Raw genomic sequence first — 22,228 nt, forward strand, 5'->3', positions numbered from 1 at the left:
TTAAAGACGGACAATCTAAAATCTAAACTATCTTCAGGAATCAATCTAAAATCGTCATTCTAAAATCTAAAATATTAAAGTCCTGTTGCTACCGTTACTGCTCCTCTTTCTTTGATAAGCTCTTGTCTTACAGCTAATTTCCTGTAAGCTGCTACAGGATCTAAAGCTGCGCCAGAACGTAAACGAGCTTCTGCAACTATAGCTCTAACATCCGTACGGAAAACATTTTGTAATATCTCCTGACATTTAACCGTATCGTTTTCTTCTTGAGCTTGTTGTAAAGCTTTTCTATCAACCAATAAAGCTTGTGTGTAGGCAATCATGATGGCTTCTACAGATTGTAACAAGTCTTCTAAGGGATCTTTTACGTTATGTGACGCATCAATCATCCAACCTAAATCTTTAGTGTGGTTCATGTTTTTAGCATCCATACCTTCAACCAATTCATTAAAGATTAAGAATAGCTGATAAGGCTTTAAACTTCCGGCTGTTAAATCATCATCCCCATATTTAGAATCATTAAAATGGAAACCACCTAGTTTACCCTCCATCAATAATAAAGCAACAATTTGCTCTATGTTGGCATTTGGTAAATGGTGACCTAAATCTACTAAGGTATAAGCCTGTGGACCTAATTTATTGGCAAATAATAAAGACTGACCCCAATCTCCAACCGTCATCGAGTAGAAATTTGGTTCGAAAGCTTTATACTCTACAAACATTTTCCAGTCTTTTGGTAAAGCAGCATATATTTCTTGTAAGCTTTCTAAAGTATTTTGAAAAGCTTTTCTAAAGTTTAATTGCCCAGGGAAGCAAGAACCATCTGCTAACCAAACGGTTAAAGCGTCTGACCCTAAGGCTAAACCTTGCTGAATAACTTCTATATTATGCTCGATAGCTTGTTTTCTTACGGCCTTATTTACATGCTGTAATGAGCCAAATTTGTAGCTATGCTCTTGCCCTTTTTGATCTTGAAAAGTATTAGAGTTCATGGCATCAAAACGTAAACCATGGCTAGCAGTTAGGTTTTTTATAGCATCATAATCTTGAGGAATATCCCAAGGAATATGTAAAGATATAGCGCCACTAGATTGGTTTAATTTGTGAAGAAGACCTATATCTGCAATCTTTTCTTCTAAGTTACGAGGCTCGCCACCACCAGAAAACCTCCCGAAACGCGTACCGCCTATACCTAAAGCCCAGCTAGGTATAGCTATCTGAAAATCGATTAATTTTTGGATAACATCCTCTACTTGAGGAATTTCTGATTTGATAAAATCAAACCTTTTTTGATGTGATGTTTGATAATCACTATTATGTTGGTCTATCTGACTTTTTTCTATCAACATGCTTGTAATGGTTTTTATTAATGTAATCAAAAATAACCGATTAAGAAACCGTAGCAATTGTTCTTAATCGGTATTTTCATTGCTGCTTTTTATCTTACAAATGCCATGGCAACACCACCATCAACATTTAGCACATTACCGGTTGATTTATTTAATAAACCACCAGCAAATGCGAAACAAGCATTAGCAATATCTTCTGGTAAAATAATCTCGTTTAATAAAGTACGTTTTGCATAGTAAGCAGGCAGTTCTTCTACTTTAACGCCATAAGCTTTAGCTCTGCCTTCGGCCCAGCCGCCAGCCCAGATATTACTATCAGAGATAACAGCATCAGGGTTAACCACGTTTACACGGATTTTATCAGCACCTAATTCTGCTGCATTTAACCTGCTTAAGTGTAATTGTGCTGCTTTTGCAGAACCGTAACCCGCGTTATTAGGACCAGAAACTAAAGCATTTTTACTTACGATATTGATGATATCGCCACCAATATTTTGCTTACGCATAATTGCTACACCAGCCTGAGTAATTTTAAATTGGCCTTTTACTAAAACATCGTAAAGTAAATCCCAATCTTTATCGGTATGGTCTTCTATAGCTTTTGAGATAGATAAACCAGCATTATTCACAATTAAATCTACACCACCAAAAGCCAAGGCAGCTACTTCTAAAGCTTCTTGTATTTGAGCATCATTGGTAACATCTAAAACTGCGGTTGTATAAGCATCTTTACCATAAAGCTTTTTAAACTCTTCGCCTGCACCAGCTAAACGCTCTGCATTCATATCATTTAAAATAACCACAGCACCTTCTTCAACAAATTTCTTTGCAATAGCTTTACCTATACCACCAGCACTACCGGTAATTAAAGCAATACGTCCTGATAAAGCTTTAGGTTTAGGCATACGCTGTAACTTAGCTTCTTCTAACAACCAATATTCAATATCAAAAGCTTCTTGTCTTGGTAATGAGGTGTATTCTGAAATAGCTTCAGCACCTTTCATCACATTGATAGCATTGATATAAAATTCTGCTGCTACACGGGTAGTTTGCTTATCTTTTGAGAAAGAGAATAAACCTACACCAGGGTATAAAATAATGACTGGGTTAGCATCTCTTATAGCCGGGCTGTTATCATGCTTACAAGTCTCGTAATAATCAGTATACATTTTACGATAAGCTTCAAAAGCTGGTGCTAATTGCTCTTTTATCGCTTTTACATCTGATAAATCTTGCTCTGGCTTTAAGTCTAATACCAAAGGACTAATTTTGGTTCTTAAGAAATGATCTGGACAACTTGTTCCTAATGGTGCTAACCTGTCTAAATCATGAGAGTTGATAAACTCAAGCACTCTAGCATCATCAGTAAAATGGCCAATCATACTTCTTTCGCTTGAGCAAAAACCACGTAAAATGGGTGCTAAAGCAGCCGCTTGTTTTTTACGTTGATCTTCTGGAAGGCTTTGTATTTTTTGACCACCAAAAACAGGTCCTTTTTTACCGTAATTTTGCTCTAGGTATTCTGCACATTTCTCTATCACCTCTAAGGTATTGATATAGCTTTCGTAAGCTGTATCTCCCCAAGTAAACAAACCATGAGAACCTAGCATAATGCCTTTAATACCAGGATTTTCATCTAAACATTGTTTTAACTGTAAGCCTAGCTCGAAACCTGGTTTTTTCCACTCTACCCAACCAATTTCTCCGTTAAATAGTTCTTGAGTGATTTTTTTTCCATCTTTTGCTGCCGCGATTGCAATAGCCGCATCGGGGTGTAAATGGTCTATATGCTTAAATGGTAAGAAACCATGTAAAGGCGTATCTATAGATGGCGCTTTAGAAGCTAAATCGTAAATACAGTGGTTAAAAAGTTCAACCATCTCGTCTTCATAGGCTACACCACGGTATATATTTTTTAAATTGCGTAAGCGGTCTACATACAGCGCTGCTAAGCCACTTTTCTTTAAGGTACCAATATCACCACCAGAGCCTTTAATCCACATGATTTCTGTATCTGCACCTGTTAAAGGATCTTTTGCTATGGCTTTGCAAGATGTATTTCCTCCGCCGTAGTTGGTTAATCTTAAATCTGCACCTAATAAATTTGAACGATAAATTAATAAAGCTACTTCATCACCGGCAAGTTTTGCTGCTTCTGCCTCATCCCATAAATAGCTTACATGTTTAAATTGCTTTGTATCAAAAGACATCTTATTTTGGTTTTTATTGTTTATGATTTGATTGAGTTTCCGTAGCCCACAATTAAAATAGAAAGGATGATAAAAAGGATACCTACTATTACTGTAGTGAGGGTTTTACTTTTTACACCTTTCCATTCTTTAAGGATTAAACCCCAAAGGTTGGCTATAAGGATGATAAATGCCATGTGTAATATCCAAGAACTTGGACCATTTCCTAATTTACTTTCTCCCATACCGTAGAAGAAAAATTGGAGGAACCATGTTGTACCTGCTAAGGCAGAAAAGATATAGTTTTTTAAAAGTGGTGTGCTTTTGTTGGTATAATCTCCAAAAGTTTTGTTACGGAAATTTAGCAGCATGCACCATATAAAATTGGTAGTTAAACCACCTAAGAGAATAACAACATAAGTTACATTGTTTTGGAATAAGAACTCGCCCTGGTTGGGGTTATTAGCTTTCCATACTTCGTTTGCGGTTGAGGCCATATCTTTACCTGCATCAATACCGAAAGCAAAACATGCGCTTAAAACACCAGAAACAATAGCTACGAAAAGTCCTAAACCGATTTTAAATTCGTTGTTAGCAGTGTCCTTTTCTGCAGCGTTTAAATCTTTTTCTTTCATCATACCTGCTTTTCCGCAGATGATAATTCCGATGATACATACCAGAATACCCAGCAACACCATCTGGCCCCAAGTATTAGTGATTAAATCTGTAAAAGAATCTTTACCCGGACTTGGGTGTAAATCATAATAAAAAGAAGGAATTAAAGCTCCAAAAACAGAGCATAAACCTAAGATGATTGAACTCCCTAAAGAAACCCCCAAATACCTTACTCCTAAACCATAGGTTAGGCCGCCTATTCCCCATAAAACACCAAAAAAGTAAGTTAAGCCCAAAATGCCACCATCAGTAGCGGCAATTATTGCAGTAAAATCTGGTATGGTTAAATAAGCTGCTAGAGGAGGTACAATGAGCCAAGAAAATATCCCACCCACTATCCAATAACTTTCCCAAGACCAACCTTTAACTTTTTTGTAAGGAATGTAAAAACTACCCGAAGCAAAGCCCCCGATAAAATGAAAAATAACGCCTAATAATGCTTGCATGTAAATTCGTTTAACTTATTGGTAGCGCTAAAATATGCACCAAGCTCAGTTAAACTGTCATGTACCATCATGTGCTCTTTATAAAGAGGCTCTTAAAGTAAGTGCAAATGGAATTTCGCGGTGTGCTGAAATTTGATTTTTTATCATCTCTGCTGCTATGGTTCCCATCAATTTAAAATCAGTTGAAATGGTGGTAATTCCGTTTAGCAATAGTTTTTTTAATGGTGTCTCATTATAGGAGATGATGCCAACCTCTTTACCCAATTCAAAATTTAAAGAAAGTATTTTTTCTATCAAAGTAACCAAATCATGCTCCATCAAATTGATATAAACTTCACCTTTTGCTATAGGTTCTGATTCTATATTATGAATGATTTGGTGGTTAAAGGCATATTGCTGACAAAAAAGTTTAAAACCATCTATGATTTCTGTTGGATAATAACTTTTATCGGGAAAAATAAGCTTTAATGTGTGGTATTTAGAGAGTTCTTTTTTAGCTTGATGGAGAGATTGGTAAATATCCTGCCTGAAATTCTCATATACTGCCGAATAATTACCTACTATACCCTCTAATTTTTTGTCTAATAGGATAAGTTTTTCTGCTGGTATGGTATTGATAATTTGATAAGCATCATCACCTCCTTCTACAAAATGTGGGATGATGACATAGTGAGAATAATCGCTTCTTTTACTTTGAATAAGCTTTTTAAAGATGGTATAATCGTTATTATAAATGTAAAAATCAATACTTGCCTCTTCACCCAATGCGGCTACAAAAGCATCGTAAATAATTTTTTTATGTGCTGATAGCTTATTGAAGAGCAAGAACACCCTGATTTTCTTTTTAAAATCTGTTTGCCCTATGTAATAGCCTTTACCAGGTACTGATACTAGGATATTTTGCTTTTTAAGATGCTTATATCCTTTTTCTGCTGTATCTCTGGAAATATCTAGAGCATAACTTAACTCATTTATAGATGGTAAAACATCCCCTTTTTTAAGCTTTCCGTTTTCTATGGCTTCTACAATAGAGTCGCAAAGCTGCAAGTATTTTGGGGTAGCAGAATATTCATCTATTTGGATGAGCTTAAAAAAATTATCGGTACGCATCAATCAGCAAAATAAGTAAGTGTTTATACAAATGTAACAGAACTAAATAAATAGTTCTGAATACAAGGGTATAAGATTATTTTAAATTTCGCAATTAAGGCTTTTTTAGCTTATCTATTAACCAGTTGGTGGCTTGTTCTTTTTGCTCGGGCAGTTGCCTATGTCCAGACTCTTTATAAATAGCTAATTCTTTTGGTGCACTGATGCTGTTATAAGCTGCATACATAGATGTTGGCGGACAGGTTTCATCATTAAATCCCCAACTGTAAAAGCCTGGAACCTTTAACTGCTTGGCAAAATTTACCACATCATAATACTGGCAAGTTTCTAGCTTGGCTTTGGTATTATTTAGTGTTACAGATGTTGCATTGAAGTAATGCGGCCAGCCACCCGCCCTATTAAATAAATAGCCTGTAACATCGCTTAAAGCTGGATAAAATGCTACTAAATATTTAATTCTTTTATCTAATGCTGCCGTTACAATAGATAATGCCCCACCTTGGCTACCGCCTTGTACAGCTAAGTTAGTACCATCATAAGCTGGATGATTGGCTAAATAATCTAAGGCTCTGATACATCCTAAATAAACTCTTTTGTAGTAGAAGCTGTTTTTATTATCTAAGTTAAACCCAGCATAGCCTGCTAGTGCACCAGCTCTTAAATCATCATAAACATTTGCTTTTAAGTTTACAGGGATACCATGTATACCTATTTCTAAGGTTATAAAACCTTTCTCTGCCAAGGCAATATCACCATTATATGGCCTTACACCAGCACCCGGTACTTTTAACACGGCCGGATATTTTCCTTCTTTTTTTGGTACACACAAAATACCGTAAATTCTGGAAGTGCCTATGTTTTGGATATTGAGCTGGTAAACATCAACTGTGGCTGTAGAACGTTCTTTTAGCGGTTCTAATTTTGCATCAAAAGGTACTTTCTCCAACTCCTTTATCGCATTTGCCCAAAAAGTGTTAAAATCATCAGGTAAAGTAATGGTAGGTTTTATGGTTTCAGGGGCAAAAGCTGCTGTAGCCAAACTTTTAACTATTTTATCTCCAGACTGTGCCGTAACGGTTATCCTTAAAAAACCTGGTGCTGTTAAAGAATTGGCATTTACAAAAGCTTCTCCTTTGGTTAAAATTAGCGAGTCTTTTTTAAGGGCCGGCATTTTTTCTGGACCAAGCTCGTACTTCACTTTTATGTTTTTAACTTGCTTACCATCTTGCAGGGCTGTAATTTTAAATTTAGGTTGCTCGCCCAATTGGTAAATCCAGTTAGGTTTATCGGCGGTAACTACTAAAGTAAAGCTGGATGTGTTGTTGGTTTGTGCCTGTACATTTAAAACAAGTAAAAAACTTACTATTATAAACGTTAGGCTCTTAAATTTAAGAATAGAATTCTTCATGCTGAGGTTTGGTATATGGTTAGCTAATATTTGCTAAGTTAATATTGTTAGGTAAATCATAAAAATCATTTTATCATTTATAAGTTTTTTAAAAGTCTTATAAAAAAGATTTTTGTTGGCGTAGCTTCTTGATTTACAAATCTCACTTTTAAAGATTTAGCATCAACGCTTGAAAGTATATCATCAGGAATGAGGTATTCTTCATCAAAAAACTTTTCTCCTTTATCTCCATTTAAAACAACTTGTTGCAAAAGCTTATCGTTTACAAAAATTTGAAGTCCGTTTACCTTATCAGCTCCGTAATACGTAACACGTAGTTTTCTAGCCTGCTTATTATCGTTTTTAAGCTCATAGGAGAGCCAGGATTTTATAGCTCTAAACCGCCTATCTCTAAATAATCCATTTTCTGTTTGTTCTCCTTCAAAAGCGTGGTCTACTTCCGACTGTTGTTCGCCAGGTGCTACAAAATCTATCGTGGCAGTTTCTAGTGGTAAAACTCTTTGCTCATCTGCCAGCCATTTCTTACGATTTTCTTCTACATTTTCGAGGTTACTTACCGGCCAATACAGCATATAACGAGCATCATGCAGCTTAAAAAAAGGAATCAATTTTAAATCTTTGTACTTAGCTTGATAGATATATGAGGAAGCACCAAAAATAAGCTTTTCTTTGTTGATAACTTCTAATTGGGGTTTAAAATCTGCAGCTGCTGTGATGATAACCGGAGCATCTGCAACAGAATAGATAGGCCCGTTAGCAATATGCCCTTTTCTGGAATCATCGGCAACTAAACCTACCAAATCTTGAGAAGAGGTAGCTGCGGCAAGTACTACTGGGCCATATTTAAAAGCTACCCAAGAAGATTGATCGGGTAATTTTTCTGCTTGAGTTGTCATGGGGAGTGTAAGCTTTACTTGATCATTATTTTTCCAGTTTCTTTGGATAACATAATATCCATTTGGCTGTAGTTGGGCTTTTACAGGCTTTTGGTTAACTAAAATATTCATCTGAGCTTTTTTTAACCACTCTGGTTTTCTGATGTATAAAGTAAATGAGGATGGTTTTGCCAATTTTAATGTTAAAGCTGTAGATTCCTGAAAGGGAAATTTTGTTTCCTGTTTTAAAATGAGTCCTTTTTCTGTCCAGTTTAGGGTTGATGCTATGAATAGGTTTACATAGATATCATTTTTCTGGTGAGCATAAATCAACTCGCCGTATTTAGCATGGTTTTCTATACCAGTGCCTACGCAGCACCAGAAAGCCAACTCTGGTTTAGAGTAAACTCTGTAATGTTGCGCCCGCATAGGGGTTAAATAAACCAAGCCTCCGTGTTGCGGGTGTTGCGAAGCCAGTATATGGTTATAGGTGGTTTTCTCATAAAAATCCATATAAGCTGCTTGTGGATGATCTTGAAACAGCTGCTTACTTAATTTTAACATGTTATAACTGTTGCAAGTTTCTGGACCATCTTTATGATGAATAAGTTCAGAAAAATCATCGGTTTTGTTAAAATGTTCTCTTACGCTATTGCCTCCGATGGCTACGCTTCTATGATAGACGACGTTTTCCCAAAAAAACTTAGCTGCGTTTTTCCAGCTTTGGTTATCTGTAAGTTCTGCTATACGCATAAAACCTATTACTTTTGGAATTTGTGTATTGGCATGAAGACCAGTGAGGGCATCTTTTTGTTGTACTAAAGGTTGTAGAATAAATTGATGCGAAAAGCGCTTGGCTGCCGCTAAATATTTATCATCACCAGTGATGGCTGCTACATCTGCTAAAACTTCATTCATACCGCCATGCTCGCAACGCAACATGTTTTGCATCTGCTCATCACTTAAATTGGCAATGGTATTTAAACACCAATCGCTCAGTTTCACTAGTATTTGTTTTGCTTTCTGATTATTGCCGATTAAATAAGCATCAATTAAGCCGGCATAAAGCTTATGTAAATTGTACCATGGTACCCATTTTTTATTTAATGAAAAGTTTGATACTTCTATTTTTCCATTTGCTACATCAGCCCAAATGGCTAAACCATCAGGTACTCCACCAAGGTATCCATCAGGATTTTTTTGTTGGCATATAGCTAGCTCATCTATCATATAGTTTAGCCGCTTTATCAACTCTGGCTCTTTGGTTGAGGCATACATCATGGCAAGTGATGAAAGATAATGACCAGCAGTTTGCCCTCCAAGTCCGCTGGTTTCCCAATTACCATACATAGGTGCTTTAGGTGTAAGCTTGGCTTCTTTTAAAAATGGGGCTAAAAGTCTGTCGGGCTCTAAAGCCAATATATACTTTAAATTATTTTGTTGTGCTTTAAGAAAGAGTTCGTCTTCTAATTTTACAGCAGCAAGAGGAAATAGCTGGGCCTTTGGCTGCTCTTGTGCGTAAAGTTGAGCCGTTTGAAAGCATAAGAAGCTGAAGAGAATTATTTTAATCATCAATGGGAAAGAGCTATTCATCGTAAAAAACATCATTATTGTTGTACTGCCTATTTATCTTCACCCAAATAATCAAACCATGCAAAATCTGCATAATTCTTGGTTTTTAAACCATTACTACTGGTATACATAGCTAAGTAAACTCCTGTAAAGCCTCCTGCTACTGTTCTGTTAAGCATGGTGCCTTCTACATCATCTAGCAATAAGTTCCATTCGTTTTCTTTTGTAGCGTAATGAAAGGCATAGGCCTGACCTTTGGCAGATACTTTTAAAAATAATTGCTTGGCATCAACAGCTTTTTCTGCTAGTATTTCTACCTCTCCTGCTTTTACCTTGGTTAAGCGTAGCACCTTTTTTCCATTCTGCAAGAGATACTCCAACTTAAAATGATGGGTTGGGTTTTGATAAACCAACAACCCTGCTGTTTCTTTATTTCTTGGATTGAACTCCATGAATGTACTTGCAGAGAAATTGATATGCTGTTGCCTGCGCCCTATAAAAGCAGGGTTAGCTTTTTCTGTAATGGTTTCTGGTTTTAGATATAGCCTTAAAGTTCCTGCTTTCTGGGTTAGGGAATATAAATTTGCTGATGGTGTTCTGATAAAATTCCATTGATATGCTAATTTATCGCTATCAAAATCATCTCTTCTATCAGGCTTGGTCACTTTAAATGCCGGCAAATTAGGAAAAGGAAACTGGGGGAGTACTTTGCCTTCGCCGGGTGCTACAACAGGCCATCCATCTTCCCAAATTAAGGGTGCTATAAAAGTTTCGCGAGCTAAATTAGCCAAACCTTTCCCTCCGTAGGGTCTGGTTCCGAGCAAAACGGTATACCACTCGCCATTTTGTGTTTCTACAAAATCTGCATGACCAATATTTTGTATAGGGTAATGATTGCCTAAATGTCTGCTGGTGATGATGGGATTTTTAGCTCCAATTTCATAAGGTCCCTGAATATTTTTGCTTCTGAAAACTGTTACGGCATGGTTAAAATCTGTACCTCCTTCTGCTATGATGAGGTAATAATAACCGTTTACCTTATAAATATGTGGGGCTTCTATATTACGGGCTTCTCTGGTTGCTCCTTCATCCAATAAAAGGGTTACCGGACCTTTAAGTTTCATAGTTTTGGTATCAAACTCTTGTAACCAAATTTCTCTTTGTTTGAAATATCTTTCTTTATTTGGGATTTTATTACCTGTGTACCAAGCTTTTCCGTCATCATCAAAAAACAAAGAGGGGTCTATACCTGGGGCTTTTTCCAGCCAATATGGGTTGCTCCATGGGCCAGCGGGATTTGTTGCTGTTATCACAAAATTTCTTTTTACAGGATCGCCACCTGCTCTGGTACATAAAATATAATATAGCCCCTGATGGTATCTGATGGTAGGTGCAAAAATCCCTCCTGATGGATTTACGCTATCTAATCTTATTTGGTCTGGTCTATCTAAAGCATGACCTATTTGCTGCCAGTTGGCTAAATCTTTACTATGGAAAATGGGTAAGCCAGGAAAATACTCGTTAGTTGAACACACCAGATAATAATCATCATTTACGCGGCAAATGCTTGGGTCTGGATAATACCCTTTTAAAACCGGATTATGTAACACAGGCTTGTCTTGTGCAAATGTACTGCTAACACTTAATAAAAATAATATACAAAGTTTTCTAAGTCTTGAAAATATGAAATACTGACTCATGGAGGTTTAAATTGGTTTTAATGATAGAGCTTATTTTTAGGCTTTACGCACATAAAGATGCTAAAATTGTTATCCATATAAAATGAAGTTCCAAATGTGTTTGAGCTAAAAGAACAAAATAGAACCTTATGCAACTTGTTTAGAACAAAATAGAACCTATTAGCTTCTGTTGGCTCTACTGCTCTTGCTGCTGAAATAGGCAAGAAATGGTGAAAAATCTGTTTTTTGGTGTTTTCTCCCTTCGGTGCTCCTTCGGATTGATATGTGTGATCTATGTGTGATGTATGTGTTAGGGGGGGGGTAGTTGGTTAGTTTGTTAGGTGGTTAGTTTGTTAGGTGGTTAGGTGGTAGGTGGTTGGGTGGTTAGTCCCGATATTCTTATGGATAAACCAAGATTAATTAAATATCAGAATAGTCTTATTTCGGTTGCATAGGCATACTCTAATTTATGTATTCGCCTTTTTGATTTGCAAATATGACACGCCTTTAAGCACTAGAATTGTCAATTAAGGTCTAATTAGCTTTGACTTGCTTACCTAACTCCTTATACTTGCGCAAAACGAGGATATATGTGTTATCAAAGGGAAAAGACAATGATTTATGGCTCATCTATCTAAACAAGTAATAAATACTAGATTCTTTAAACACAAAAAAGGTCACATTGATGTGTGACCTTTTTGTTAATATTTAATATTTATGATATGTACTATAAGTTAGCAAGTAAATTTACACCATCAACATTAGCCCATCTTCCAGAGGTTAAAGAAGCTCCTGTTGCAGTTGTAGAAGTTGTAAAGTTAGCACCAAAGCTAGCTGCATCCACAGTAAATGCACCACCAGAATTTTGTGAAAGAAAAGTAACTGGTGTATTTGTTAGTCTTACATTAAGAAGTTTAACTTTTCCTCCTACAACCTGACTAGTATAAGTAGCTAAATCACGTACTTGAATTGCTGCACCAAAACCAGCCTCTACAGATGCAAAACCATCTATTAAGATATTACTGAAATCGCCATTTCCTTGAGATTTGAATTGGATAGCATCAAATTGCTTTTCATTTTGAGACTCAGTAGCTGTGTTTGCAGCTCTTTTAAGTGTGATGTTAGTTACTTTAGGGAAGAATGTATTGTTTACCCCTTTTGCTTCTATCTCCATACCATAATTAGCGATACCAGTTTGGTAAGCAAACCAATTGGTGTTTTCTTGTCCTCTCCAACCGTCTTGCCAATCAAATGAATCATCAGAATTACCGTAAGAAATTAAGTTTTTAGCACTTACAGTACCACCATAAAACTCAAAACCATCATCGTTTCCTTTGTATGATACCAAATTTTCTAAAACAGTTCCTGAACCTACAGAGTAAAAAGAAAACCCGTTGTGCTCTCTAGTATTGTTATTAAACACTAAACCTGCATATTCTACCCTTACATATCTTAATGAACCACCATTATGCGTAGCATTAGTACCACCATAGGTTATTGATTGACCATCTTCTGATAATGCTGTTTGAACGCCTGTAGCTGTTGCAGAGTTTACAATCGGTGCATCACCATACATAATAATACCAGCCCACTGTCCACCTATTTTAGTTTTTGCTGTAAAAACTATAGGTTCGTCTGCAGTACCATTTGCAATTAATTTGCCACCATTTAAAATTACTAATCCATCTTCACCATCTCCTTGGTCTGCTGTAAAAGTACTTCCAGCTTCAATAGTTAATGTAACGCCTGGTTGAACTTTAACTAAACCTTTCAAAGTATAATTCCCGAATGCCAACGTTCTATTAGCAGTAATATCACCAGTTATTTCGCCCTGAACAGGAACTTTTACAGTAATTTCTTCTTCATCATCAGAACAGCCAGTGAAAATTGTAGCTGAAATTGCAATTGCATAAAGTAATTTTTTCATTGTTATTGTTTTTTTATAGTGCAAACTTAATTTTTAAATGTTTTGAAGATATTAACTCAACTTTATCATTACATCAAACTTGAGTTAATAAATTGTAAACCCTCTAGAAGGTATATCCTAAACCTAAAGACACCCCAACTCCTCTTTTAAAGTCTTTAACAGTTAAATCATTCTCAAAAATTTGGATGGTACTTTCATCACCTAAATCTATTCTATAGGTTGGATTCAGGATATTTTCTATTCCTAATTTCACATCCCATTTAGTAGAAATTTTATTGTTCCAAATAAAATCAAGCTTTCCGAATGGCTTTTCATAATAATTATCTAGGCCATTGGTTCCTACTGCGTAAATACGCTCTCCGTAAATGCTATAAGCTAAAGTCATAGTACTTTTCCATTTTTTACTAAAATCTGTTTCATGTTTGATATCAGCATTTATTAACCATGGTGATGCACCCTGAAGTCTACGTGTATTATCATTACCAATAGCAGCAGTTTCAACACTATTTTTAAGAACATCTATCGTTGTTCTGGTATACATTAATGAAGTATTAAATCCGGCTGAGAAGTTTGAAAGAGATTCGCTTAATCTAGATAATTGTAATAAGAACTCTATTTCAGCTCCGTAAAGTATAGCTTGTTTTGAGTTATTATAAGTTATTTGTAAGCCGCCACTACCAGCTGTTTGCAGAAATAAACGTTCTATGGGATTTTCTATAAACTTGGCGAAAGCTGTAAAGGCAAACATTTCCTTATTTGTTGGGAAGAACTCGTACTTAGCATCAAAGTTATAGTTATCACTATTGATAATATTAGGATTACCACTTTCGATAGTAGCGTCAGGATTAACAAATTCTAATGGGAAAGCCTCCATGATAACAGGCTTAGTTAAAGTTTTAGAAGCCGAAAATCTTAAATTTGCTTTATCTGTTAAACTATATTTTAAATTGGCCGCGGGTAAAATATCTAAGTTATTCTGTTTTACTCTTTGAAAAGGGTCAGTAAAACTACCAGGATTTCTGAATCTGGTTAAACGTTCTGATTGTTCAACTCTAGCACCTACATTAATATTCAATTTATCATTAAATTGAAGAGCCAAATCTGCATACCCTGCATTTACACCTTCCTGCATGGTAGCCGCATACGTAGCATTACTACCCTCTCTGTAAGTAAAATTACCATTTGCTATTTCATTTGCTAAAGTAGCATCAGGAGCATTGGTATTAAAGCTTGTATTATTAGATGCTAAATTTTGTGATACTATAAATCTTGAACTCGATGCTACTTTATTAAAGGAACCGTTATATCCTAAGCTTAGTTTATGAGCCTTTGTTAAATCATCATTCCCAAACTTCCAGTTATACTCTACTAACCCAGACCCAAAGAAATCCCCATCAAAATCCATATATTGTCTGTATAAGCTATTTCCAGAATAATTTACAGAAGTTGTATTTTCATCAATACGAGAACCTCTAAAGGATTTTCTATCTGGTAATTGGTATTGAGTTTTTGAGTAAGATACACCTGCTTTAATGCTATGGGCATCATTTTTTGTCAACTTATAATTCGTAAAAAGCTGACCTGTAAAAAAGTCTGTTTTTTGTAATTGATTTAATCTGATAAATGCATTTGATACAGTTGCCTGACTATTGGTATAACCTAATTGGTCTTGAATAGTATTTTCAGTACCTTTCAAATAAAAAGCGTTGAGATTAAGACTTAATCTTTTGGTACCATAGTTTATAGCAGATAATACTGATGAATTGGTAGAAAATCTGTTGGTAGTTGTATAAAGATTGTTATCATAAATACCTTGTGCTGTATTAAAGAAACGATCTACACCTTCTCTGTATTGAAAGTTATTATCAGTATTTAATGAAAAAAGATATTGGAAAGAGCGTTCTTTTTCTAACTGAAATCTTTGCGTATGAAGAATATTTAAACTTGTATTTAAGGGTGCATTGCCGTTGTCTAGGTCATAGCCAGAACCAAATTGAGAAAGTGCTTCACTGGCAGACATCATGTAGGCAGATGGTCTGCTTCCGAAAGCTTTAGGTAGTGATCTTTTATCAGCACCAAAACCTACATAACTCTCTAAAGAAGTTGCGTCTTCTGCTCTTAAAAACTTCCTAAAAGTTGTATTAGACAAAAAACTTGTTCCTATACTGATTTTAGTAATCGGTTTTTCGCCTTTTGATGTCACAATGTTAAATGTACCACCAGCAAAATCTCCGTACAAACTAGAATTAAAAGTTTTAGATGTTTCTAAAACACTTACTATATCTGTAGGAAAAAGGTCTAATGGTATAATTTTCTTAAAAGGATTATTAGATGGAACAGCCAAACCATTGATAAGTAAATTATTATACCTATCCTCTAAACCACGAACAAATAATCCTCTACCATCAACTTTAGTAATACCTGTAATTTTGGTTAAGCCTTCTTCTACATCACTTATACCCTTTCTTGATAGCTCTTGTGCCCCTATACCTTGTTTAATTTCTATAGAATTCTTTTGGTTTAGGATAAGAGCCGTTTCAGACTCTCTACTATAAGTTGCAGTTACTACAATTTCACCTAAGCTTTTTGTAGCTGCCTCTTCCATGATGATGTTTAAAGTAGAAACAATACCATCCTTTACTTCAACATTACTTACATTTTTAGTTTGATAACCTAAGTATTTAAAAACTAAGTTATACTTACCCGGTGCTAAATTTATTAAGTTATAACGACCATCAACATCGGTTACAGCGCCTTTAGTTGTACCATCAATACCCACATACAGACCTATTAATGTTTCTCCTGTGGTTTTATCGGTAACTTTACCTGTTATTTTGCCAGTTTGCGCAAAAACGTTGATAGATAAAGTTATTAGCAGAACGCTAATGATAGAAAATGAGCTAAATAATTTTTGATTCACTTTTGCTTTGTTTAGTTGTTGCAAAAGTATTAGCTACATGTTACGTAGGTGTTACTTTAAAATTAAGTAACAGTAATTGATGTGTTAAGAAAAGGTTAACACTTAACCTTAGTATCTGATGTTGAACCTCTTTAAAATAAAATGAAGTAGCCAAATAGGTCCGACCAATAGAAACTTCAAATCTGTAATAAAAGAAGGCTTTTTACCTTCAATTTTATGCCCTATAAATTGCCCTATCCACGATAGTATAAATATTGCCAAGCTTACTTGCCATAATGCCGGACCACCAGCTTTTTCTACATACTCCAACTGTACAATAAAATAATACATCCCTCCCACTACAAATAACATCAAGTAAGAAAGCAAAGGCGATAGTTTTAAATAGTAATAGATGCTACCCGCTAATAGAAAAGAAAACCAATTGATATAAGTATTATACTTTCCTAAAAAGGCAATATACGGAAAAGGTATGGCAGTTACTAAACCAATGATGCTAAATAAAATAAGCGGCACACATATCCAATGGATAAGTTTATTTGTTGGGTGCTGATGTGATTTTGAATACTCATCAAACAAAACGTCTATTTCTCTTTTTTCTTCTTGATTTACTTTAGCCATTTCATTTAAATATAAAAGCGATGGGTTCAAAAATTATACTTGTCAAATTGAGCGTGAGTCGAAATATTCTCTGATATGCTCAGCAAGGCTTCAACTCCGCCACCCTTGACATTATTATAAATATTTAAAACAGGCATTCACGCACAAGCTTTCCGGCCTCTTGACCGGCCATGTCAAGTTACTTTTTTCCGCAAAAAGTAACCAAAAACTCTCCGCTACGCCGCTTGCTTCTAAAGGTTCTGCTAGGGCTAGTCCTGTAGATGCCGCAACCGCCAAGGCGGAATTGGGCGTAAACGGTTGTTTGTGCTTAGGCTCGACTATCGAATTACCTAAACACGTCATTTCATATTCATTTATATGAAATACTTGCCTGCTACAGGCAAGTGTTAGACCTCAATGTGACACAAAATGCTAATTTGAGATAGCTTCTTGATATTAATTCTTTAAGTTCAAATCTCTTTAACTCAAAAATTCAGGGTCTTTATACTTTCTACTCTGTACTTTCTACGCTATACTTTAAACTTATTTCGCGTAAGCTACAGACCTAGTCTCTCTGATAACGGTAACTTTGATTTGACCTGGATAAGTCATTTCCGTTTGGATTCTGTTAGAGATATCAGCAGCTAAAATTTCAGATTGCGCATCACTTATTTTTTCACTTTCTACAACCACCCTTAGCTCTCTACCGGCTTGTATAGCAAAAGTTTTTTCAACACCTGGATAAGATAAAGCTAAGCTTTCTAACTCTTTTAACCTTCTAATATAGCTTTCAACAACTTCTCTTCTAGCTCCCGGTCTTGCACCAGAAATAGCATCACAAGCTTGGATAATAGGCGATATCATAGAAGTCATCTCTATCTCATCATGGTGGGCGCCAATAGCGTTACAAACTTCAGGATGCTCTTTATATTTTTCTGCCAGTTGCATACCTAAAATTGCGTGTGGCAATTCTGGATTATCATCAGGCACTTTACCTATATCATGTAACAGTCCGGCTCTTTTTGCAAGTTTAGCATTTAGACCAAGTTCTGATGCCATAGTAGCACAGAAGTTTGCCACCTCTCTAGAGTGTTGTAATAAATTTTGTCCGTAAGAAGAGCGGTAACGCATTCTACCTACCATTCTTATTAACTCTGGGTGTAAGCCATGTATACCTAAATCGATAACGGTACGCTCACCTATTTCAATAATCTCTTCTTCAATTTGCTTTTGGGTTTTGGCTACAACCTCTTCAATTCTGGCTGGGTGTATACGTCCATCAGTTACCAAACGGTGAAGTGCTAAACGGGCAATTTCTCTTCTTACCGGGTCAAAACCTGATAAAATGATAGCTTCAGGGGTATCATCAACAATAATTTCTATACCTGTTGCAGCTTCTAAGGCTCTGATGTTTCTACCTTCTCTACCTATGATTCTACCTTTGATCTCATCATTTTCGATATTGAAAATAGATACCGTATTTTCTATAGCAGATTCTGTAGCAGTACGTTGAATGGTTTGTATAACTACTTTTTTAGCTTCTTTAGCGGCAGTCATTTTAGCTTCATCAACAATATCTTTAATTTGAGCCATGGCGTTGGTTCTGGCTTCTTCTTTTAAATTAGTTTCTAGTTGCGTTTTAGCTTCTTCGGCAGATAAACCTGCAATAGTTTCTAATTCTTTGATGTGTTGATTTTTGATAGTCTCAACCTCTTCTTGTTTTTTAACAACAATTTCTGTTTGTTGCTCTAACTTCTTTTTAAGATTGTCAAGCTCTTGCTCTTTTCTGGTTTGATTTTCTAATTTCTGATTTAGAGACTGCTCTTTTTGTTTTAAAGTGTTCTCTCTTTGCGAAATAGCAATATTTTTTTGATTGATTTCTTGCTCGTGATCTGCTTTCATTTGCAAGAATTTCTCTTTAGCTTCTAATAATTTGTTCTTTTTTAAGATCTCAGCATTATTTTCAGCATCTTTTAAAATCTTCTTTACTTTAGATTGTGCTGCTACTTCTTGCTGTTTTAGCAGCTGACGAAGTAGTACTCTTCCTGTTAAAACTCCTCCACCAAAAGCAACAATTGCAATAGCGAGGTAAATCATTATCTCCATAAAATGTCGTTAAATAAAATAAAAAAACCGCAACTAACTCTTAGATTTCATGTATTGTAAACTTCAATTACAGGTTAAAGGTACAAATAACCGAGGTGTTGTTGTTGATGACAAAAAATCGGCATTATCTATACTTACCTTCAAAATATCGAAGTGTTAAGTTTTTAATAGTGAAACCTAAAATTTAACTGCGGTTAAATTTTAAAACTCTTATATAAAGAACGCTATTACTTTTGTTTAGCGAAAAAATCGTTCAATAAACTATCTAAATGATAAACTTTTTCTGCCACCTCTGTATCTTCATTACTGGCATTTTTTTCGGCCTTTATGGTTGCTGTAGCATAATACAGCACACACATAGAGAGCAAATCTTGTTTATCTTTAACTGCATAATTTTCTTGAAATTCTTTTATGCGGTCATTTATTAATTTAGCAGCTCGCCTCACAACTTCCTCTTCCTCCACGTTTATCTTTAAAGGATAAACACGGTCAGCAATATTTATTTTTATGGAGATCTCTCCCATTGAGCTTAGGTTCACTACTGTATTACTTCTTCAGCAATACAATACATTTATCTATTTCCCGCACAAATTCGTTAATTTTTTTCTTGATGTCAAGTGTTTTTTCACTTGTACCCTCTAAACTCTTCGCTAACTTTAAAACTCTAAGCTTTTCTTCTAGCTCTTTTCGCTTGGTTTCGCTGGTATTTAATGCTACTTGAAGCGATTGATTTTCAAGATTTAAAAGGTCATTATGCTCTTGTAAAGCCTTTGCTAACTCTACCAGTTTTTGGGTGCGGTCCAGAACCTGATCTAATTTTTGAGCTATTACAGACATAATATTTTAAAATTCTAAACTAAAAATTCAAAAGTTAAAATAGGGAATACAAAATATAGAAATTTACTTTCTAATTTCTGCGCCTATTTCTTTTTCGAAATTAACAATTAATTTCTGCATCACCGCATCTATTTGTTTATCCGTAAGGGTTTGTTCTTCGTCTTGCAAAACAAAACTTAAAGCATAAGATTTTTTTCCTTCCGGAAGTTTGTCTCCTTGGTAAACATCAAAAACATCAACAGCTTTCAACAATTTCTTATCTGTTTTAAGAGCTATCTTCTTCAATTGCTCAAAACTAATATCAGCATTTAGCAGCATCGATAAATCTCTTTTCACCGCAGGGAATTTAGAAATCTCTTGATAAGTGATTTTATTATTTCTGATGATGGTAAAAATTAAATCCCAATTGAAGATGGCTGCAAAAACGGCTTTATCAACATCTGCCTTTTTTAAAGCTGCATTTTCTACTGCGCCAAACCTCACTAAAGTTTTTTGTCCTTTTTTGTAGGTGATGCCATAAGCAAACTCGCTATCTTTTAAATCTTCAGAGATAAGATTAGCAACATTTAACTTTTGAATGATAGCATCAACTGTGGCTTTAATTTGATAGAAGCTATATTCTTTAGCTGCATTTTGCCAGTTAGCAGGTGTTTTACCGGTTACAAAAATAGCCAAGCAATTATTTTCCTGATATTTCTCTTCCTCTAAAAAATAAGTCTTTCCAAACTCGTAAAACTTTAAATCTGCTTGTTTTCTATTGCTGTTGTAAGCTATGGCTTCTAAACCAGAGTACAACAAAGACTGTCGCATCACATCCAAATCAGAGCTAAGCGGGTTTAAGATATTTACAGCTTTTTCCTCATCCAAAGTGAAACTCTTCTTTGTTAAAGAGTTAGATAAAATCTCGAAATATCCATTTGAGGATAATAAATCGGCAATGGTGTGTTGTACCGCTTCCTTATCAGGTTTAGATGAATAGTTTAAAGAAGCATTAACTTTGCCAGGGATATCGATATTATCGTAACCATAAATTCTCAGCACTTCTTCTATCACATCAATTTCTCTGGTTACATCAACCTTATAGCTAGGTACTTGTAATTGAAGTAACCTGTTATCGGCCTTAACAACTGTAATTCCTAAAGATTTAATGATGCTGATGATTTCCTCATCAGGAATTACCTGACCAATGATTTTATTTACCCTATCTAAGCTTAAATCAACTTCAAAATAAGGGTTTGGCTGCGGATAATGATCAAATATTGGAGATGAAATGGTACCTCCAGCAACTTCCTGTATCAATAAAGCGGCTCTTTTTAAAGCGTAAACGGTAATTTCTGGATCTGTACCACGTTCAAAACGGAAAGAAGAATCGGTTTTTAAACCATGTCTTTTAGCTGTTTTTCTAACACTTACGGGATTAAAATAGGCACTTTCTAAGAATATATTTTTTGTTGTTGCTTTTACGCCTGATGTTATACCACCAAAAACGCCAGCTATACACATGGGCTCTTGGGCATTACAAATCATCAAATCATCGGCAGAAAGCTTTCTTTCAACCTCATCTAAGGTTTTAAACAAAGTACCTTCTGCACATTTTTTCACAATAACTTTATTTCCTTTGATTTCATCGGCATCAAAAGCATGTAAAGGCTGCCCTAAATCATGCAAAACATAATTGGTAACGTCTACAATGTTGTTGATTGCTCTTACGCCTATCACAGCTAATTTTTCTTTTAACCAATTTGGAGATTCTTTCACCTCTATCCCACTAATGGTTATACCAGAATATCTGGGTGCTGCAACCGCATCTTCCATAATAACCTCAATAGCTGATGTTTCTTCTGCTACTTTAAAACTATCAACAACAGGTTTTTTAATATCAATCTGTAAGTAAGCAGCTATATCACGGGCAACACCTAAATGAGAGGCAGCATCTGCCCGGTTTGGTGTTAAGCCAATTTCAAAAAGAAAATCATCCTGAAGATTAAAAAACTCTTTTGCTTCTGTACCAATTGGCGCATCTTCTGGCAAAACCATGATACCATCATGTGATTTTCCTAAACCAATTTCATCTTCGGCACAAATCATCCCTTCTGATACCTCGCCTCTTATTTTTGATTTGTTTATTTTAAAAGGCTCGCCACTTGTTGGATGTACAGTACAACCTACCGTTGCAACTACTACTTTTTGGCCAGCTGCTACGTTTGGTGCGCCACAAACAATTTGTAAATCTTCATCGGTACCAACATCAACTTTAGTGATGCTTAATCTATCAGCATTAGGATGCTGGGAACGCTCTTTTACGTAACCTATAACCAAACCTTCTAAACCACCGGGTACTACTTGTACACGTTCTAAACTTTCAACCTCTAAACCTATGGAAGTGAGTATGGCTGAAATTTCTTCGGGTTTTAAATCTGTATCTAGGAATTGTTTTAACCAGCTGTAGGATATCTTCATGTATTTGTATTTTCGCGAAAGCGCAAAAATAGGAAAAGAAAGCTTAATGATGAAAATATTAGCAAAGTGCCCATCATT

General features: G+C 35.5%; 14 protein-coding genes. All 14 read right to left on the reverse strand.

The window, feature by feature from the left end:
- Positions 1–74: 74 nt before the first annotated feature.
- On the reverse strand, positions 75–1,349 hold the full coding sequence (locus tag B2745_RS11655; RefSeq protein ID WP_304067079.1) for a TIM barrel protein: 1,275 nt from the start codon (positions 1,347–1,349) through the stop codon (positions 75–77).
- Between the two features lie 89 nt (positions 1,350–1,438).
- Positions 1,439–3,559: a bifunctional aldolase/short-chain dehydrogenase gene (locus B2745_RS11660; RefSeq protein WP_304066759.1), complete on the reverse strand. Its 2,121-nt coding sequence runs from the start codon at positions 3,557–3,559 to the stop codon at positions 1,439–1,441.
- A gap of 20 nt (positions 3,560–3,579) precedes the next feature.
- Entirely contained in the window at positions 3,580–4,659 is a 1,080-nt protein-coding gene (gene rhaT / locus B2745_RS11665) for an L-rhamnose/proton symporter RhaT (RefSeq protein WP_304066761.1), read from the reverse strand.
- A 78-nt stretch (positions 4,660–4,737) separates the two neighbouring features.
- On the reverse strand, positions 4,738–5,769 hold the full coding sequence (locus B2745_RS11670) for a GntR family transcriptional regulator (protein WP_304066764.1): 1,032 nt from the start codon (positions 5,767–5,769) through the stop codon (positions 4,738–4,740).
- 94 nt (positions 5,770–5,863) lie between these two features.
- Positions 5,864–7,177, reverse strand: a complete 1,314-nt coding sequence (locus tag B2745_RS11675) for an acetylxylan esterase (RefSeq protein WP_304066767.1) — start codon at positions 7,175–7,177, stop codon at positions 5,864–5,866.
- Between the two features lie 77 nt (positions 7,178–7,254).
- The gene (locus B2745_RS11680; protein ID WP_304066770.1) at positions 7,255–9,624 is read right to left on the reverse strand and encodes a glycoside hydrolase family 127 protein; all 2,370 of its coding nucleotides are present in this window, start codon (positions 9,622–9,624) and stop codon (positions 7,255–7,257) included.
- A 50-nt stretch (positions 9,625–9,674) separates the two neighbouring features.
- Complete coding sequence (locus B2745_RS11685) at positions 9,675–11,324, reverse strand: glycoside hydrolase family 43 protein (protein WP_304066771.1); 1,650 nt, start codon at positions 11,322–11,324, stop codon at positions 9,675–9,677.
- Between the two features lie 706 nt (positions 11,325–12,030).
- The gene (locus tag B2745_RS11690; protein WP_304066773.1) at positions 12,031–13,230 is read right to left on the reverse strand and encodes a hypothetical protein; all 1,200 of its coding nucleotides are present in this window, start codon (positions 13,228–13,230) and stop codon (positions 12,031–12,033) included.
- Positions 13,231–13,333: 103 nt separating this feature from the next.
- Entirely contained in the window at positions 13,334–16,150 is a 2,817-nt protein-coding gene (locus B2745_RS11695) for a TonB-dependent receptor (protein WP_304066775.1), read from the reverse strand.
- A gap of 108 nt (positions 16,151–16,258) precedes the next feature.
- Complete coding sequence (locus B2745_RS11700) at positions 16,259–16,768, reverse strand: DUF962 domain-containing protein (protein ID WP_304066777.1); 510 nt, start codon at positions 16,766–16,768, stop codon at positions 16,259–16,261.
- Between the two features lie 522 nt (positions 16,769–17,290).
- Positions 17,291–18,853 carry a ribonuclease Y gene (gene rny / locus B2745_RS11705; RefSeq protein WP_304066780.1) on the reverse strand — a complete coding sequence of 521 codons (1,563 nt, stop codon included), beginning with the start codon at positions 18,851–18,853 and terminating at the stop codon, positions 17,291–17,293.
- Positions 18,854–19,080: 227 nt separating this feature from the next.
- Positions 19,081–19,377 (reverse strand): cell division protein ZapA, encoded by a 297-nt coding sequence (locus B2745_RS11710; protein ID WP_026902909.1) that lies wholly within the window; start codon positions 19,375–19,377, stop codon positions 19,081–19,083.
- 22 nt (positions 19,378–19,399) lie between these two features.
- Positions 19,400–19,690 (reverse strand): phenylalanyl-tRNA synthetase subunit beta, encoded by a 291-nt coding sequence (locus tag B2745_RS11715; protein WP_026902908.1) that lies wholly within the window; start codon positions 19,688–19,690, stop codon positions 19,400–19,402.
- A 63-nt stretch (positions 19,691–19,753) separates the two neighbouring features.
- A complete protein-coding gene (gene pheT, locus B2745_RS11720) occupies positions 19,754–22,150 on the reverse strand; it encodes a phenylalanine--tRNA ligase subunit beta (RefSeq protein ID WP_304066782.1) in 2,397 nt (798 codons plus the stop codon).
- Positions 22,151–22,228 lie beyond the last annotated feature (78 nt).

The organism is Pedobacter glucosidilyticus (assembly GCF_002483235.1).
Lineage (GTDB): Bacteria > Bacteroidota > Bacteroidia > Sphingobacteriales > Sphingobacteriaceae > Pseudopedobacter > Pseudopedobacter glucosidilyticum_B.

Excerpts from the sequence above, each read along its gene's own strand:
- rny (WP_304066780.1), bottom strand. The coding sequence starts at position 18,853 with ATGGAGATAATGATTTACCTCGCTATTGCAATTGTTGCTTTTGGTGGA.
- B2745_RS11675 (WP_304066767.1), bottom strand. The coding sequence starts at position 7,177 with ATGAAGAATTCTATTCTTAAATTTAAGAGCCTAACGTTTATAATAGTA.
- B2745_RS11670 (WP_304066764.1), bottom strand. The coding sequence starts at position 5,769 with ATGCGTACCGATAATTTTTTTAAGCTCATCCAAATAGATGAATATTCT.
- B2745_RS11715 (WP_026902908.1), bottom strand. The coding sequence starts at position 19,690 with ATGTCTGTAATAGCTCAAAAATTAGATCAGGTTCTGGACCGCACCCAA.
- B2745_RS11655 (WP_304067079.1), bottom strand. The coding sequence starts at position 1,349 with ATGTTGATAGAAAAAAGTCAGATAGACCAACATAATAGTGATTATCAA.
- B2745_RS11660 (WP_304066759.1), bottom strand. The coding sequence starts at position 3,559 with ATGTCTTTTGATACAAAGCAATTTAAACATGTAAGCTATTTATGGGAT.
- B2745_RS11680 (WP_304066770.1), bottom strand. The coding sequence starts at position 9,624 with ATGATTAAAATAATTCTCTTCAGCTTCTTATGCTTTCAAACGGCTCAA.
- B2745_RS11700 (WP_304066777.1), bottom strand. The coding sequence starts at position 16,768 with ATGGCTAAAGTAAATCAAGAAGAAAAAAGAGAAATAGACGTTTTGTTT.
- B2745_RS11685 (WP_304066771.1), bottom strand. The coding sequence starts at position 11,324 with ATGAGTCAGTATTTCATATTTTCAAGACTTAGAAAACTTTGTATATTA.
- B2745_RS11690 (WP_304066773.1), bottom strand. The coding sequence starts at position 13,230 with ATGAAAAAATTACTTTATGCAATTGCAATTTCAGCTACAATTTTCACT.
- B2745_RS11710 (WP_026902909.1), bottom strand. The coding sequence starts at position 19,377 with ATGGGAGAGATCTCCATAAAAATAAATATTGCTGACCGTGTTTATCCT.
- pheT (WP_304066782.1), bottom strand. The coding sequence starts at position 22,150 with ATGAAGATATCCTACAGCTGGTTAAAACAATTCCTAGATACAGATTTA.
- rhaT (WP_304066761.1), bottom strand. The coding sequence starts at position 4,659 with ATGCAAGCATTATTAGGCGTTATTTTTCATTTTATCGGGGGCTTTGCT.